General features: G+C 52.9%; 16 protein-coding genes. 13 read left to right on the top strand and 3 right to left on the bottom strand.

The features are described from left to right. Nucleotides 1–50 precede the first annotated feature (50 nt). The 12 genes from ispC (at nt 51) to KOI40_RS07280 (ending at nt 12,512) form a co-directional block, all read left to right on the top strand. Nucleotides 51–1,226, top strand: a complete 1,176-nt coding sequence (gene ispC, locus KOI40_RS07335) for a 1-deoxy-D-xylulose-5-phosphate reductoisomerase (RefSeq protein WP_216096832.1) — start codon at nt 51–53, stop codon at nt 1,224–1,226. Between the two features lie 102 nt (nt 1,227–1,328). Next, a complete protein-coding gene (rseP, locus tag KOI40_RS07330; protein ID WP_216096831.1) occupies nt 1,329–2,729 on the top strand; it encodes an RIP metalloprotease RseP in 1,401 nt (466 codons plus the stop codon). Nucleotides 2,730–2,979: 250 nt separating this feature from the next. Then, nucleotides 2,980–5,535, top strand: a complete 2,556-nt coding sequence (gene bamA / locus KOI40_RS07325; protein WP_439653232.1) for an outer membrane protein assembly factor BamA — start codon at nt 2,980–2,982, stop codon at nt 5,533–5,535. Between the two features lie 135 nt (nt 5,536–5,670). Continuing rightward, nucleotides 5,671–6,177: an OmpH/Skp family outer membrane protein gene (locus KOI40_RS07320; RefSeq protein WP_233710116.1), complete on the top strand. Its 507-nt coding sequence runs from the start codon at nt 5,671–5,673 to the stop codon at nt 6,175–6,177. A 238-nt stretch (nt 6,178–6,415) separates the two neighbouring features. Continuing rightward, nucleotides 6,416–7,462, top strand: a complete 1,047-nt coding sequence (gene lpxD / locus KOI40_RS07315) for a UDP-3-O-(3-hydroxymyristoyl)glucosamine N-acyltransferase (protein WP_216096828.1) — start codon at nt 6,416–6,418, stop codon at nt 7,460–7,462. A 17-nt stretch (nt 7,463–7,479) separates the two neighbouring features. Beyond that, nucleotides 7,480–7,917: a 3-hydroxyacyl-ACP dehydratase FabZ gene (gene fabZ / locus KOI40_RS07310; RefSeq protein WP_216096827.1), complete on the top strand. Its 438-nt coding sequence runs from the start codon at nt 7,480–7,482 to the stop codon at nt 7,915–7,917. Between the two features lie 44 nt (nt 7,918–7,961). Then, entirely contained in the window at nt 7,962–8,732 is a 771-nt protein-coding gene (gene lpxA / locus KOI40_RS07305; protein WP_216096826.1) for an acyl-ACP--UDP-N-acetylglucosamine O-acyltransferase, read from the top strand. Between the two features lie 87 nt (nt 8,733–8,819). Beyond that, nucleotides 8,820–9,995, top strand: coding sequence for a lipid-A-disaccharide synthase (gene lpxB / locus KOI40_RS07300; protein ID WP_216096825.1), 1,176 nt, complete (start codon nt 8,820–8,822; stop codon nt 9,993–9,995). A gap of 33 nt (nt 9,996–10,028) precedes the next feature. Further along, nucleotides 10,029–10,634: a ribonuclease HII gene (gene rnhB, locus KOI40_RS07295; protein ID WP_216096824.1), complete on the top strand. Its 606-nt coding sequence runs from the start codon at nt 10,029–10,031 to the stop codon at nt 10,632–10,634. Nucleotides 10,635–10,762: 128 nt separating this feature from the next. Continuing rightward, complete coding sequence (locus KOI40_RS07290) at nt 10,763–11,083, top strand: YbjQ family protein (protein ID WP_216096823.1); 321 nt, start codon at nt 10,763–10,765, stop codon at nt 11,081–11,083. Beyond that, entirely contained in the window at nt 11,083–11,550 is a 468-nt protein-coding gene (locus KOI40_RS07285) for a YbjQ family protein (protein WP_216096822.1), read from the top strand. The genes KOI40_RS07290 and KOI40_RS07285 overlap by 1 nt, the downstream gene beginning before the upstream one ends. Before the next feature lie 14 nt (nt 11,551–11,564). Next, nucleotides 11,565–12,512: a M48 family metallopeptidase gene (locus KOI40_RS07280; RefSeq protein WP_216096821.1), complete on the top strand. Its 948-nt coding sequence runs from the start codon at nt 11,565–11,567 to the stop codon at nt 12,510–12,512. Nucleotides 12,513–12,533: 21 nt separating this feature from the next. Here KOI40_RS07280 and KOI40_RS07275 read toward each other — a convergent pair whose 3' ends face one another. Further along, on the bottom strand, nt 12,534–13,451 hold the full coding sequence (locus tag KOI40_RS07275; RefSeq protein WP_216096820.1) for a DUF2971 domain-containing protein: 918 nt from the start codon (nt 13,449–13,451) through the stop codon (nt 12,534–12,536). A 223-nt stretch (nt 13,452–13,674) separates the two neighbouring features. Between KOI40_RS07275 and KOI40_RS07270 the strand changes: the two genes are divergently transcribed. Continuing rightward, nucleotides 13,675–14,685 (top strand): aspartate carbamoyltransferase, encoded by a 1,011-nt coding sequence (locus KOI40_RS07270; RefSeq protein ID WP_216096819.1) that lies wholly within the window; start codon nt 13,675–13,677, stop codon nt 14,683–14,685. A 46-nt stretch (nt 14,686–14,731) separates the two neighbouring features. Here KOI40_RS07270 and KOI40_RS07265 read toward each other — a convergent pair whose 3' ends face one another. Continuing rightward, nucleotides 14,732–15,220, bottom strand: a complete 489-nt coding sequence (locus KOI40_RS07265) for an EF-hand domain-containing protein (RefSeq protein WP_216096818.1) — start codon at nt 15,218–15,220, stop codon at nt 14,732–14,734. Between the two features lie 270 nt (nt 15,221–15,490). Beyond that, nucleotides 15,491–16,813: a diguanylate cyclase gene (locus KOI40_RS07260; protein WP_216096817.1), complete on the bottom strand. Its 1,323-nt coding sequence runs from the start codon at nt 16,811–16,813 to the stop codon at nt 15,491–15,493. Between the last annotated feature and the right edge of the window lie 86 nt (nt 16,814–16,899).

Raw genomic sequence — 16,899 nt, 5'->3', positions numbered from 1 at the left:
ACATATTCAGCCGTTCTGGCTGCAGATAATTACCGAGAGATTCTTTTTTGATGAAGCAAAATCTAACCGTCCTCGGGGCTACGGGCTCAATCGGTGTCAGCACTCTGGACGTGGTGGCCCGACACCCGGCGCGCTACAGTGTCTATGCTCTGACAGCCAATACCCAGGCGGAAGCTCTGGCAGAGCAATGCCTTTGCCATCGCCCGCGCTTTGCCGTGATGCGCGACGAGCAGGCTGCAGAGCAATTGGCCAGTCTCCTGAAGGCGTCCGGATGCGAGACAGAGGTGTTGTCCGGAGAGGCCGGGTTGGTGCAGGTGTCGAAAGCCCCTGAAGTGGATGTGCTGATGGCTGCCATCGTCGGCTCTGCGGGACTTGAACCTACGCTGGCGGGCGTTATGGCCGGGAAAAAGGTCTTGCTGGCGAACAAAGAATCTCTGGTGATGGCCGGTGGTTTGTTTATGTCCGCCGTTAGAGACTCTGGTGCCACTTTGCTGCCCATCGACAGTGAGCACAATGCAATTTTTCAATGTTTGCCGGTGGATTACCGGGGTGTTGGGGCCGCCGGTGTGCGCCGCATTCTGCTGACCGGATCCGGTGGTCCCTTCCGCGAAACGCCCATTGCTGACTTGGCTGCAGTAACGCCGGATCAGGCCTGCGCCCATCCCAACTGGTCCATGGGGCGTAAAATCTCTGTAGACTCTGCCACCATGATGAATAAGGGGCTCGAGTTTGTAGAGGCTTGCTGGTTGTTTGATGCGACGCCTGAGCAGATTGAGATTGTGGTTCATCCTCAAAGCGTTATCCACTCGATGGTCGAGTACAGCGATGGCTCAGTGCTGGCGCAGATGGGCAACCCCGATATGCGCACACCGATAGCTCATGCGCTGGCCTGGCCTGAGCGGATTGAATCCGGAGTGGCCAGTCTGGACTTTATGACGACATCCCGACTGGACTTCGAGGCCCCCAGCTTTGAGCGCTTTCCCGGTTTGCGACTGTCAATTGAGGCCGCCAAGGCCGGTGGCATCATGCCGGCGGTGCTGAATGCGGCCAACGAGGTGGCGGTGGAGGCCTTTTTGGGGGGGCGTGCCGGATTTACCGATATCCCAAGAGTGATTGAATCTGTGCTTGAGAAAACCGGCCAGTTCGAACCCCAGGACCTGGCTGCGGTCAAAGAGGCCGATGCGCAGGCACGTGAATTGGCTGTGTCACTGCTTCAGTCATTTTAAGTTTCCGCGAGCCGGCCAGAGCTGGCTCCAGGCCTCAGGGCGGGATAAACTGGGTATCGAACTGAATGCTTTGAATGCTGAATTTGATGTAGAGCAGAGCGCGTGCAGCAGCGGGTGCTGTTTGGCGATCTGAATAGAGGTTTTGCGGTGGATAATATTTTGACGATTGTATGGTTTCTGGTCGCCTTGGGCGTGCTGGTGACTTTTCACGAGTTTGGTCATTTCTACGTGGCGCGCCGCTGTGGCGTTAAAGTGCTTCGCTTTTCCGTGGGTTTCGGCAAGCCTTTATACACCTGGCATGGCAAGACCGGCACCGAGTACACGCTCGCCTGGATACCGCTGGGCGGCTTCGTCAAGATGCTGGATGAGCGGGAAGGTGACGTCCCCGAAGAGCAGTTGGAGCAGGCTTTTAATCGCAAAAGTGTCTGGCAGCGCATGGCCATTGTGGTGGCCGGTCCGCTTGCCAACTTCATCCTTGCCGTCCTGCTGTTCTGGGTGATGTTGATGCCCGGTACGACGGATGTGGCACCAGTGATCGGCAAGGTTCAGCCCGATTCGGTGGCTGCGGAAGCCGGTTTGGTGCCCGGTCAGGAAATCCTCGCTGTCGATGGTGTCAGGGTCAACACCTGGCAGGATCTGACCCGTCAGCTGATGCGCCGCCTGGGCGAGTCCGGCACCATGACCTTTACGGCCAAGTATCCCGATTCTAGTCTTGAGTACCAGTCCGAAGCGACGCTGAATCAATGGTTGCAGGGTGAGGAAGAGCCAGACCCCACCGCCGGGTTGGGCATTACCCTGTGGCAGCCCGCGTTTGATGCTCTGCTGGAGCAGGTTATGGAAGGGAGTCCGGCGGAAGAGGCCGGTTTAAAACCTGGGGATTTGCTGCTGGCGCTGGATGGTCAGCCTCTGGAAGGATGGCGAGGGCTGGTAGAGTATGTGCAGGCGCGCCCCGGTGGCACCATGCAGGTTGAGTATGAGCGTGACGGCGAGCTCCAGACGACGACCCTGACTGCCCGCGCAGTTACTGCCGAGGATGGTCGTCAGGTTGGGCAAATTGGTGTGATGCCGGTGCGTCCGACATGGCCTGAATCCATGCTTCGCAAGCAGGAATATTCTCTGGCGGGAGGTTTTGTTAAGGCTGTTCATAAAACCTGGGAAACTTCTGGCTTTGTTCTGTTGTCTCTTAAGAAGTTGATTCTTGGGGAAATTTCCACGAAAAACTTGAGTGGGCCCATCACCATTGCTAAAGTGGCGGGCGCCTCAGCCAAAGCTGGCATGAACTATTATGTAGGCTTTTTGGCGTTATTGAGTATCAGTCTGGGTGTTTTTAATCTGTTGCCGATCCCGGTATTGGATGGGGGACATCTCTTTTACTACCTGATTGAGGCAGTAAAAGGCAGTCCGGTACCTGAAAAAGTGCAAATGGCGGGGTATCAGGTTGGTCTGGTACTGGTCATGGGGCTGATGGTTCTGGCTTTGTATAACGATGTGATGCGCCTCTGACAAAATGTCGGTGCCGACAGCGAGTCGGCAGGTGCAGAGCGAAACTTACAGGGCTATTCATCAGTGACCTGCAGCTTTGGGCTTCAGCCTGCTTGAAGGGGGAAGTTCCTGTGGTGTTTGTGTTTGTCTCGGGCGATTAAGCCCGTGATACGGTGTTGTATGGCTTGCATACAGGAAGATTACTCAGGCCGGTCGATGTGAATTGCCCGCTAACCTATTGTCGAACAATAAAACTAGAACTCAGTTTATGATGCGTTTTCGCCTACTTTTTATCAGTCTTATCCTTTTTCCAATCACTGTTTTCGCCCAGAGTTTCAGGGTTAATGATATTCGTCTGGAAGGACTTCAGCGGGTGTCAGCGGGAACCGTGTTTGCAGCCTTACCGGTTCAAATTGGTGAGACGATGGATTCAGTGGCCATTCGGGATGCTACCCGGGCTCTTTTTCGCACCGGGTACTTTGAAGATATCCAGATTGGTCGTGATGGTGGGGTTCTGGTTATCAGTGTGAAAGAGCGTCCTGCAATCAGCGAAATCGAAATTGAAGGCAACAAAGCCATCAAAACCGAAGATCTGATGAAAGGGATGAATGATAACGGTTTGTCCGAAGGCCAGATCTTTAAACAGGCGACTCTCGAAGGTCTGACTCAGGAGCTGGAGCGTCAATATGTAGCTCAGGGTCGTTACAGCGCCAAAGTTGATGCTCAGGTTATTGAGTTGCCGCGCAACCAGGTGAAATTGAAAATTGATGTGGATGAGGGTTCGGTTGCCTCCATCAAACACATCAATATTGTCGGTAACAAGGCGTTCAGCGACGAAGAGCTGGGTGACTTGTTCGAGCTGAAAACCACAGGCTGGTTGTCCTGGTTGAACAGCAACGACCGTTACTCGAAAGAAAAACTTACCGGCGATCTGGAACGTCTGGAGTCTTACTACCTCGATCGCGGTTATCTCAAGTTCAGTATTGATTCCACTCAGGTGTCTCTGAGCCCGGATAAAGAATCCGTCTATATTACCGCAAACATTACTGAAGGCGACGTCTATACCGTCAGTGATGTAGAGCTGGCCGGTGAGCCAGTTGTGCCGGAAGAGCAAGTGAAGCGCCTGTTCCTGTTGCGCAAGGGACAGACTTTTTCTCAGGTGCTGATGACCACCACGTCTGACTACATTACCCGTCGTCTGGGGAATGAGGGCTATACCTTTGCCGAAGTGCGCGGCATCCCTGAATTGAATGAAGAAGACAACACGGTAAAAGTGACTTTCTTCATGGATCCGGGTAAGCGCGCTTATGTGCGTCGTATCAACTTCCGCGGCAACACCAAAACCTCGGATGAGGTTCTGCGTCGCGAAATGCGTCAGATGGAAGGTGGGTCGGCCTCTACCGCCCGAATTGAATCTTCCAAGGTCCGTCTGGAGCGTTTGGGCTTCTTTAAAGAGGTGACTGTTGATACCAAAGAAGTGCCGGGTACTTCTGATCAGGTGGACGTGGATTACACCGTTGAAGAACAGCCTTCCGGCAGTATCGGTGCGAGCCTCGGTTTTGCTCAGGGATCCGGTCTGGTCCTGGGTGCCAACATTCAGCAAAACAACTGGTTCGGCAGTGGTAAACAGGTTGGCTTTAACGTCAGTACGTCTACCTACCAGACGGTATACAGCTTTAACTACACCGATCCGTATTTTACCCCCGATGGTGTGAGCCGTGGTTTTAACGTGTTCTACCGCGAGCGGGATTTTGAAGAGGTGAACGTCTCGAGCTATACCACCGACTCCTTCGGCGGCTCGATGAACTTCGGTTACCCGATTTCTGAAACCGAGCGTCTGAACTTTGGGGTTGGTTTTACCAACATTTCCATTGAAACTGGTGATTTCGCAGCTAAAGAGATTATTGGTTCACCGCGTTTGTTTGACGATGATTTCTACACACAGAGTTACATTGACGAATCTGTGTATCTGGGGTTGAGTGATAGTCTGGTCGATGATCCAAACCTGCTTTCGCCAATTACCCAGGCTGAGCTGGTTGATTCACCTGATGGCTGGATTGACGAAAACGGCGATGATTTCAATATCTTCAATGTGAACGCCAGCTGGCGCCAGTCGACTCTGAACCGCGGCCGTTTGGCGACCCGGGGTTCCTCGCAATCGCTGTCTCTGGAAATGAGTCTTCCAGGTGGTGATCTGGAGTACTACAAGCTGACTTATACCGGGCAGTACTTCCAGCCTCTGACCAAAAGTCTGACGCTGCGTTTGCGCACCAAGCTGGGGTACGCCGACTCTTATGGCGACACTACTGAGTTGCCGTTCTTTGAAAACTTCTACGCCGGTGGCTTTGGTTCGGTGCGCGGTTTTAAACGCAACACTCTGGGGCCACGAGCCACACCGGCGGAAATCTACAGAACAGCCGCTTATGACAGTGATGCCGATGGCGATGTAGACGCCTTTATTTACCGTCGAGGCTCCGATGGAAAGTTGATCACCCAGACTCTGGATGACGATGACGATCCGTTCGGTGGCAACATTTTGATTGAAGGTAGTGCTGAGATTCTGTTTCCGCTGCCATTCATTAAAGACCAGCGTTCTTTGCAGTCAGCCTTCTTTATTGATGCCGGTAATGTGTTCGATACCAGCTGCGGTGAAGGTCAGCTGAACTGTTTCAAACCGGATCTGAGTCATTTGAGTGTCTCTGCCGGTTTGGGGGTGACGTGGATTACCGGGTTTGGGCCTCTGACCTTCAGTGTTGCCAAGGCCCTGAAAGAAAATGAATACGATGATACCGAGTTCTTCCAGTTTTCTCTGGGTACTGCTTTCTAAAGTGTTATCGTAATCAATGTGTTCCAGAGCCGTTTTTACTGCCGGGTCCTAAGCTATACTGCCAGTTGCAGTTGTCCCGGTAGTTGGCGGCCACATTCAAGTAAAGAGTATTAAGGGAGTTACCGCGTGACCCATATGATGAAAAAGTGTTCCATTGTCCTGATTGCTGTGATGTTTTCTGCTTTTGCAGCCGCTGAGGGTAAAGTGGCTGTATTTAACATGCAGGCAGCGATTGTAAATACCGACATGGCCAAGAAGCGATTGCAGGCACTGGATGCCAGTCCCGACTTTGCAGCGATGAAAGCAAAATTTGAAAGCCTGCGTTCTGATCTGGTAAGCATGGAAAAAGATGCTCAGACTAACGGCATGACCTGGACCGCTCAGCAGAAAGCTGAACAACGTAAAAAAGCGGAATACAAAAGCGCAGATCTGAAACTGGCGGCCGAAAAGCTCAAAGCTGAACGCAACGAAGTGTTGCAGCAGATCATGCAGCAGATGGCTCCCAAGGCCAAGGAAGCTCTGGAATCCGTCGTGAAATCCGGGGATTACAGCCTGGTACTGGATAGCAGTGTGGCCTACTGGGCCGACAAGGGTTACGACATTACTCCAGAAGTCACCAAGAAACTGAACAAGTCCAAGTAATTTTGACAAGCCCGCCATGAAGCGTTTTCATGGCGGGCTTTGTTTTCCCGCCTTTGCCTTTGTCATTTTATTGGATCCTCTCCGATAGCCGGATAACAATAGTGTGCTTGTGAAGAGATGTGAGCAGTGTACATTATTAGTGGTATATATTAAAAGGCCTGCTCTGATTGATGCATATTCCTCCGGAGCTTGTTAACATTCCCCCCAACTTTCAAATCGCCTATCCAGCGGGATACTCATGACTTCGAATCGTGTATGGACCTTAAGGGCTTTGGCAGACTTGATAGGCGCTGAGCTGCAAGGTGATGAGAACTGCGAAGTTGTGGGTCTTAATACACTACAGAGTGCGGGTTCAGGTGAATTGGCATTCCTGGCTAATTCCGCTTATCAAAAGCATTTACAGATCACTTCTGCCTCTGCCGTGATTCTAAAGCCCGACATGGCCTCGGCCTATAGTGGTAACAAGCTGTTGCTGGATAATCCTTATCTCGGCTATGCCAAACTGACACCTTTATTTGACCCGGCGCCTGTTGCGCAAGCGGGAGTACATCCGACAGCTTTTGTGGATCCCAGTGCCGAGCTCGGTTCGGGAGTCAGCGTAGGGCCTAATGCCAGTATTGGCGCAGATGTCGTTCTGGATGATGGTGTGGTTATTGATGCCGGCTGTGTGGTGGGGCCCAATACCCGTGTTGGTGCCCAGTCCCGGTTACATGCCAATGTCACGGTTTACCATGGCGTTACAATCGGTGCTCATACCACTCTGCACAGTGGTTGTGTCATTGGTGCTGACGGCTTTGGTTTTGCACCCAGTACAGATGGCTGGGTAAAGATACATCAGTTGGGCGGTGTTGTGATTGGTGATCGGGTTGAGATTGGCGCCTGCACGACCATCGACCGGGGCGCTCTTGACGATACTGTCGTAGAAGATGGCGTGATCATAGATAATCTGGTTCAGGTCGCCCATAACGTGAAAATTGGCGAAAATACCGCTATCGCTGGCTGTACGGGTATTGCAGGCAGCGCCACGATTGGACGAAACTGCACCATTGGTGGCGCATCCTGTATCAAAGGGCATATCACCATTGTGGACGGGGTCAATATCAGCGCGACTTCGTTTGTGAACAAGTCAATTCTGGAGCCAGGCTCCTTTTCCTCAGGAACTGTGGCAACAGCCACCAAAACCTGGCGAAAGAATGCCGTTCGGTTTGGACAGCTGGATCAGATGGCGAGCCGTCTGAACGCATTGGAAAAAATGGTTGCTTCGAATAGCGAAGACAAGCAGTAATCTTTAGGACGAAACCCATGATGGATGTCAAAGAAATTCGCGAATACCTACCACATCGCTACCCGTTTCTGCTCGTGGATCGAGTGGTTGAGCTGGTCGAAGGGGATGTGATTCATGCTTACAAGAATGTCTCTGTTAATGAGGATGTTTTCAATGGGCACTTCCCTCAGGCACCGATTTTTCCGGGTGTTATGATCGTGGAAGCCATGGCACAGGCAGCGGGCATTCTTGGGTTTAAAACCTTGGATAAAAAACCCTCAGATGGCTCAATTTATCTGTTTGCTGGCGCCGATAATGTGCGTTTCAAGCGTCAGGTGGTGCCGGGCGACCGACTGGATCTGGAGGCTAAAGTTGTCTCTGAGCGTCGGGGCATCTGGAAATTTGAATGTCGGGCGACGGTTGATGGTACTCTGGCCGCCTCAGCGACCATCATGTGCGCTGACCGCGTTGTTTAAGCAAAACGTACGTAGTAAGTCATACGTAGCAGAAGGAATCTCCATTGATTGATCCAAGAGCTATTATAGATCCTTCGGCTAAGCTGGCAGAGGATGTCAGTGTTGGCCCCTGGTCTATTATTGGTCCGGGTGTTGAGATTGGCCCAGGTACAACGGTTGAGTCCCACGTGATTATCAAGGGGCCAACCCGCATTGGTAAAAATAACCACATCTTTCAGTTCTCCTCTGTGGGTGAGGCAACGCCTGACCTGAAATACAAGGGAGAGGACACGCGTCTGGTGATTGGTGACAACAACATTATCCGTGAAGGTGTCACCATCCATCGCGGCACGGTCCAGGATCGCAGTGAAACCACGATTGGCAATGACAATCTGATCATGGCCTATGTGCATGTCGGTCATGACAGCGTGATTGGTAATCACTGTATCCTTGTGAATAATGCGGCTCTTGCCGGACATGTTCATGTGGGTGACTGGGCGATACTGGGTGGCTACACTCTGGTGCATCAGTTCTGCAGCATTGGTGAACACTGTTTTACCGGGATGGGCAGTGCTATTGGCAAAGATGTGCCGGCCTATGTCATGGTCACCGGCAGTCCTGCGGCCGCTAAAAGCATTAACTCGGAAGGTCTGCGTCGTCGCGGATTTAGCAAAGAAGAAATTGCCGTAATCAACAAGTGTTTTAAGTTGGTCTATCGTCGCGGCCTGACCGTTGATGAGGCTCTTCATGAGCTGCGACAGCTGGCGGTGAACTGTGAGCCGGTCAATCTCTTGATTGAATCCTTGCAGGCGTCTACTCGCGGTATTGTGCGCTAGACGGCCAGCGGTAGGCTTAATACCCCGGGGTTCTGATGTCTTGGAAGAACCCCGTTATTTCATCTCTTTCCTGATCTCAACCCTTCTATGAACAATACACTTTCGGATTCTCCTGTCTCGATTGATCGCCCGGTCCGCATTGGCGTTGTGGTAGGTGAAGCCTCCGGTGATATTCTGGGTGCCGGCTTAATGTTGGCTCTGCGTCGCCGTTACCCGAATGCGGTATTTGAAGGTATCGGCGGAGAGCGGATGCTGGCAGCGGGGTTTAACAGCTTTTTCCCTCAGGATCGTCTGGCTGTTATGGGACTGGTGGAACCGTTAAAGCGGTTGCCTGAATTGCTGCGTATCCGCAAACACCTGATTGGTTATTTCAGTGATAACCCGCCGGATGTTTTTATCGGTATCGATTCGCCGGATTTTAATTTAACCATTGAAGAAAAGCTCCGCGCACAAGGCATCAAGACAGTTCACTATGTCAGTCCGTCAGTCTGGGCGTGGCGCCAAAAACGCATCGTCAAAATTGCTCGCGCAGTGGATTTGATGCTGACACTCTTGCCGTTTGAGGCCAGTTTTTACGAGCAACACAAGGTGCCCGTGTGTTTTGTTGGGCACCCACTGGCTGATGAAATTCCTTTGCAACCTGATCAGCAGGGTGCTCGTGCGCAACTGAATATCAACCAGGATGCGAAAGTCATGGCATTGATGCCGGGCAGTCGCGGTGGAGAAGTGAAGCTGCTGGGCCCAATTTTCTGGCAAACCGCCAGCTGGTGCCTGAAGCAGGAGCCCTGTCTGCAGTTTATCGTGCCGGCGGCCAATCCTTCGCGTCGCGAGCAAATTGAAGAACAGCTTTCCGATTATCAAGAATTGCCAGTGACGGTGGTCGACGGTCAATCACACACGGTAATGGCCGCGTCGGATTGTGTCTTGATGGCTTCTGGCACGACTACCCTCGAAGCCATGCTGCTGAAACGGCCGATGGTGGTTGCGTACAAGTTTGCCTGGTTGTCCTATGTCATTCTCAAGCGATTGGTTAAAAGCCCGTTTTTTTCCTTGCCGAATTTACTGGCGGAAAAAATGCTGGTGCCCGAAGTGCTGCAGGATGATGTTACCCCGGAAACCCTGGGTAAGGCCGCGATGGCATACCTCAGTGACAGCGGGCGAACCGAGACGCTCAAACAGCAATTTACCGAAATTCATGAGAATATCCGCTGCGATGCCAGCGAGCGTGCTGCAGCAGCTGTTCAGTCGTTAATCGAGCGCTAGAGCTCCCGCTCAATATCTCTTTCAGGAATCACTATGGAACCGTTTATCAGTTGTTATACCGGCTTGCTGGGCGCAGGTGTTGATGAGGTCGGACGTGGTCCGCTGGCCGGGGATGTGGTTACGGCGGCAGTGATTCTTGATCCCGAGCAGCCTATCGAGGGGTTGAATGACTCCAAGAAACTGACCGAGAAGAAGCGTGACCGGCTGTTTGATGAAATCCAGGAGAAAGCCAAAAGTTTCTGTATTGCTCGTGCCAGTGTCGCTGAAATTGATGAGTTAAATATATTGCAGGCCAGCCTGTTGGCGATGAAGCGGGCGGTGGAAGGGCTGCATATCCAGCCGGAACATGTCTGGGTTGATGGCAACAAGATACCCCGCTGGACCTACGCAGCAGAAGCGGTGGTGAAAGGGGATAGCCGGGTGGCAGCGATCAGTGCGGCTTCTATTCTGGCGAAGGTGACTCGCGACCGTGAAATGGTGGCCTTCGATGCTCAGTATCCCGGTTATGGTTTTGCGGGACATAAGGGCTATCCCACAAAAGTACATATGGAAGCCATAGAGCGTTTAGGGATTACGCCAATACACCGAACCTCCTATGGACCCATCAAGGCAAAATTGGAACAAATGGCTCTGTTTTGACGGGGTCATCTGACCGGGTGTCAGAGAAAGTAGTGTATTCTGATGCCAGTTTTTTTTGTTTTCCACGATTGAGACGGCGGTTATAGCGTCGTCAGCACAGAGAGACATGGCGTATGGCAGGAAGCAATATGTTAATCAGTAATATTGAAGTGGTTCCCGGCAAGCGGGTGGTACAGCATTTGGGGTTGGTCCAGGGCAGTACCGTAAGAGCCAAGCACGCGGGCAAGGATATACTGGCCGGCTTTAAAAACATCTTTGGCGGCGAGCTGAAAAGCTACACCGATCTGTTGCAGGAGTCCCGTCAGGAGGCCATTGATCGCTTGATCGAGCAAGCCGATCACCTCGGTGCCAACGGCGTGATCAATGTGCGTTTTGCCACATCTGCCATCGCTGCCGGAGCGTCAGAAATTCTGGCTTACGGCACCGCGGTGGTGCTGGAAGACCGCTGATGGAAGCGCTTATACAGCTGGGAGTGTTTGTGACCTTGTTGCTGTGTGGGTATTTTTTCGGTCGCCATGCAGAACGCAAACATTACAAAAGTATTTTTCAGCGCGAAGACGAATTACGTCATGTTGTGGTGACCGCCGAGCGGATGCCCGAGCCGGAACTGATGCGCCATCGCTTCAATCTGGTGAGTGGCAGTGTCGTGATTTCGGTGGATTACTTTAAAGTGGTCTCCGCTGGCTTGCGCAGTCTGGTGGGGGGGCGTCTCAGCTCCTATGAGTCGCTACTGGATCGTGCCCGTCGAGAGGCTCTGCTGCGCATGCAAGCTGAAGCCGAGGCTCAGGGAGCAGAAATGGTCATCAATACCAAATTCGAAACCAGTCGGGTGTCGGGTAATGCCGGTCAGGGGCTCGGTTCCATGGAAGTTCTGGCTTACGGCACGGCTTTGATCCCGCCGTCCGTTGCCGGCTAGTCGGAGCTGTTGGCTTGGCCCGGTTGCGCAGCAATCCCAAATTGCCGGAGGGCATCAACCGTTCGGATGAACATCCGCTAAAAGAGTTTGCCTGGCTGTTGGCGGGGGTGAGTCTCGCACTCGTCGGAGCTGTCGTGATCCTCAGCCTGCTGGTCGGATGGCTGGCTCCGGCCATTCCTTTTCGCTGGGAATTGGCGTTGACAGACAGGTATGAGCAATCCCTGAGTGGGGCTGCGAATGAGTCTCGTACTTCTCAGTTGGAAGCTGCGGAGCAGGCAGTGAAGGATTTGGGGGCCTCACTGGTGGCAACTCAACAGGCAGAAGCTGCATTGCTTCCAGAAGATCAGGATATCCGTTACCACTTTCATCTTTTGTCAGAATCAACCCCCAACGCCTTCGCGACTCTGGGCGGCCATATCTTTGTCACCACCGGTTTATTGCGTCAGGTTCACAGTGAGAATGCACTGGCCATGGTGATGGCTCATGAAATGGCCCACATCACGCAGCGGCATCCTGTCCAGGCGCTCAGTCGTGGGGCCCTGTTTCAGCTCCTGCTGCTGATGGTGACCGGTGGGCAGGGGATGCATGGGGTCAGCGGTGTTCTGGGACAGGCTGGGTTGTTAACAGTACTCAGTTTTAACCGTGAGATGGAGCGGGACGCTGACCGCGAGGCCATCGATTTGCTCCTGGCACGCTACGGGCATCTGCAAGGGGCAGATGAATTTTTTCAGAAGATGTTGGCTCTGCAAGGCGATACAGGTTGGGCGCAATGGGCTCAGACCCATCCCGGGGTTGGTGAGAGACTGTCTGCGATCGAGCGTCGCAATCCGGTCGGGACTGGTGAAAAGCCCCAGCTGACGCCGCTGGATGCACGACTGGTTCGTTGGCAGGAAGCTGATGCCATCGACAGTGAAGCGACTGGCCATCGTGAAAATGCCGCTTCTCAACTCCCTCTGCTTTGATTCTTACCGCTGTTTTAACTCTTACAGACGTTCGAACTCGATATTGTATTGTCCGGGAATCACCCGTCCCTGAAAGATCCGGGTGCGGGGGTATTTTGCTTTCAGCAGCTCCAGTAGTTCGCGCTTGGTGGCTGCCGGGGTACAGGCACCAAAATACACCGCGTTAATCTCGCCGGGTTCAAACGGCATGTCGGTATACCACTCCTGAGCCGGCTTGCTGGCGTCCCCCACCACTTCGCGCAGTTTGTGAAAGCAGCGCCACTCATCTTCTGCTGAGCAGTGAGGGGGTTTGTGGGTAAACTTTTCCTCAAAATAGCCCTGTGGGCCAGAGAAGTCTTTGGGGGTGTCGCTTGAGCCGCCCATGATGATGGACATTTCTTCCCTGAGGGTAGAGATTTCCGGTCGCGGGCTGCGGTAATCAACTTTGACGGGGTGGGGGTGAGAGGTGAATTCTCCGACCTGAAAACGAATGGCGATACCCTGGTGCTGCTGAGCGAACTGTTGCCAGGCGATCAGGTTATCGGCCTTGCCGGTAAAGCTGCAAATTCGCAGTGAGCGGGCGTAAGAGCGCCAGTCGCTCATCAGCTCTTCGAGCACATTCAGGCGCTGATCCACGACTCTGGACAAGAGCTCTCGCAACACATCATAGGCTTCCTCCGGGGAGGCAAATCGCTCCTCTTTCCGCCATCGCCGGATGGCTGTGATCAGGGGGGTATTGCCTCTGGGGTCATCCTTGGCAAAGATCATGGCAGTGGCCATCTTGATGGCGGACTGCAGCAGTGTTTGGGGTTCGAAGTTGAGCTGGGATTCGTGGCTCAGCTCAAAGGGGTCTTTGAACAGATGTGGCGCGCTCCAGCGCAGCGCACGTGATTCCAGAATCTGTTTGCCGCTGGCTGCGTCGCAGTATTTGACCAAGGTCTCTGGTGATTGTGAGGCCACTCGTTTCTACCCTTTTGTATGGTGTACGCGTTATCTGTGAAACCGCGTTTATTCTTGCTATAGCGCTTCGGTCTATACTTTATGATCACTGTATCGGCACAGGGGCCAATTTCTTTGAAATTTTCGATCATAGGTGTCACGGCGGTGTTAAATTGCGATGGTGCAAAGCGGTGGCCAGGGATACAATAAGCCCCGTTTTTGACCATTGATTTTGAGGATTACCATGGATTTCACCGGCGCACATATCCTGTCTATTAAGCAATTTGAGCGGATGGATATTGAGCGGGTCTTTAAGGTCGCAGACTCCATGGAGCCCTATGCCCAACGCCGTCGCGTAACGCGTGTGCTGGAAGGGGCAATTCTGGGCAATATGTTCTTCGAGCCCAGTACCCGCACCCGGGTCAGCTTCGGTGCGGCTTTCAATCTGCTCGGTGGCGAAGTGCGCGAAACGACTGGTTTTAAGAATTCCGCCATTGCCAAGGGTGAGTCCCTGTATGACACGGCACGGGTGCTGTCGGGTTACAGTGATGTGATCTGCATGCGTCACCCGGAATCGGGTTCCGTGGCCGAATTTGCCGCCGCCAGTCGGGTACCGGTCATCAATGGCGGTGATGGCGCCAACGAGCATCCCAGTCAGGCGCTGCTGGATCTCTATACCATTCGCAAAGAACTGGCGGATCGCGGACGGACACTGGATGGTCTGCGGATTGCCATGATTGGGGACCTCAAGCACGGGCGCACAGTGCACTCACTGTGTAAGCTTCTGTGTCTGTTTGACAATATCCATGTGACACTGGTTTCACCGCCCGAACTGGCCATGCCTGAGCCGGTAATTGAGAACATGCGCGAGGCTGGATTGAATGTGATTGTCTCTGAAGATCTGGCGCACGGCATCGGTCACGTCGATATTGCCTATGCCACCCGTATTCAGGAAGAGCGTTTTACGTCAAAGGAAGAGGCCAACCTCTATCGCGGCAGGTTTCGCCTGAATCAGGCGATCTATACCCAGTACTGTGAGCCGAACACGGTCATTATGCACCCGTTGCCCAGAGACTCCCGCGAGGACGCCAACGAGCTGGACAACGACCTCAATCTGAACCCGAATCTGGCCATCTTCCGCCAGGCGGATAATGGCGTGCTGGTGCGGATGGCACTGTTTGCGTTGATTCTGGATGTGGTGGATCAGGTGGATGCCTGCTCCCGAGACGTGAATTGGTACTCGGGGCGTCGTTAAGGCTCTGGTTCACTTGCCTTCCGGGGGGCGCGTTCTTTAGCGGGTGCTACAACTCGTCCCGAATGCAGAACCACAGCAGGCAGTAGGTCGTCGGTTCTTGCGCAGCGGCTTTGGCCAGAGGGTTCATGGAGTGAACTTCCATCTCGCTCAACGCGCCGTCGCCGTCGCTGTCCAGAGAGCTGAACAGGCCGACAAACGAAGCGTATTCGGCTTCGCTCACCTTGCCGTTTTTGTCTTCATCCAGCTTGCTGAATCGTTTTCTCAACAGCGCCTGTCGCTTGGCCTGATCAATGGTTTCGTACTCGCCAAAACTGATGTGGCCGTCGCGGTTGTGATCGAGTTGGATAAAAAGGGATTTTTTCTTTTCTGAAACCTCTTCCAGTGTGATGGTGGCGTCACCGTTAAGATCGTACTTGGCCATCAGCCAGGGTTGCTCGTTTGGTGGGGCTTCTGCCTGCAAGTTGTGTGATGCGAAAACAAGGCTCAACAGTCCTGTGGCGACCAGGCAAAACGCGCGTTTGACACTCTTCATCATTACATCCCCAAGTTATCGAAACATCACCCAAGATCTCGCTGCTCACATGTATCAATTTTTTTGTTGAGTAGCGATGTGTCTCAATAGTTATTGTGTAAAGAGTCTAGGGACTTGCGTTGGCGCGTACTGCAACGTCTTTCACAAAATTAAATTTTTCCTGGGAGAAGTTGATCGGTCACTGGGTAATTGTTCTTGGTTTTGGTCAATGTATATAGCAAATTTGCATTATTTTGTGCACCAAAACTGCCCAGCGTTAAGGGTAAAGCGACACTACAGAAGATAGGGCTGAATATATTCCAGGGCTTCCTGCCGGGTGTCAGGAAAGACCACTAATTTGTTGGCTCCGGCTTGCAGGGCCTGTGTTTCAAGCTCTTTACTGAAGGGTGCGTCACACATTACCAACAGCGTGTGTGTCTTCTGTGAAGGTAATTGCTGCAGTTGTTTACAGACTTTCAATCCGCCACCCGTTTCGGAAAGGTTGAAGTCCACCAATAACAGTTCGGGTTGTAAGTTTTCAGCCAGTTCCAGGCATTCATCAATGGATTCGGAGGTAACAATGTTGCACTGCTGTTGCAACAGAGTGCTGATGTTATCCAGTTGCCGGGGATTGCTGTGAGCAATAAGCAGTGTTTTGTCCTGATTGGTTTCTTCCCGAATCACGCGATTCCGGCCTTGCATCTTGGCGCGGTAGAGAGAGTTATCGGCTTGCTGAATCAGCTTACTCAGTGAGGAACGATTTGCCGGGATGCAACTGGCGGTTCCGACGCTGGCGGTTACTACAGGGGCGGTGGTTGATGTGCGATGTGGCAGTTGTAGTTCAAAGATGGTGCGGCAAATATTTTCACTGACCAGCGTGGCACCTTCCAGATCGGTATTGGGCAGCAGAGCGATAAATTCTTCGCCACCGTAGCGGGCGAGAATGTCTGTGGGCCGGCGTAAGGCGGTCAAAATTGCGGTGGCGACTTTCTTCAGGCATTCATCGCCGGCCGGATGGCCATAGGTATCGTTAAATAGTTTAAAGTGATCAATATCCAGCATGATGATGGAGAGCGGTCTCTGCTGGCGTTTGGCGAGCCCCCACTGTTGCTCTGCCAGTTCGTTGAACGTCCGGCGATTGTAGAGGTGGGTCAGGCTGTCACGTTGACTGAGCGCTTCAAGCTGGTCGTTCATGTCTCGCAACTGGTTGCGCATGTCGACAATGCGCTGCATGGCCCGGATCTTGGCTTTTAGAATAATCGGGCTGACGGGTTTGGTGAGATAGTCGTCCCCGCCGGCTTCTATGCCTTCCTCGACGCTCTGATCGTCAGATTTACCGGTGACAAAGATAATGGGGACCCAGTGTTCGCCAAGCCACTCCCGCATCAGTCGGGTGGTTTCAAAACCATTCAGACCGGGCATTTCCACATCCATAATGATCATGTCAAACGGGGTGTGTTCGATCATCTGTAGTGCGGCTTCGCCGCTGGGAGCGACAACGGGGTCATGACCAGCATCGCGGATATAGCCACTCATGGCATATCGAAGGGTGGCACTGTCCTCCACCAGCAGAATCCGGAGAGTAGCAGAGCTTGATTTATCCGTGTGTACATCCATTACACAAAATCACATACAGGTGGTTTGCAGCCGGCACAAGACCACGTTGTTCGTAAAAAGCCGCGATAGTGTGTCTCGTGTCATCG

Origin of the sequence: Pseudomaricurvus albidus, from assembly GCF_018863235.1 — a bacterium.
GTDB lineage: Bacteria > Pseudomonadota > Gammaproteobacteria > Pseudomonadales > Cellvibrionaceae > Pseudomaricurvus > Pseudomaricurvus albidus.
This window is presented reverse-complemented; position numbering and strand designations above follow the sequence as displayed.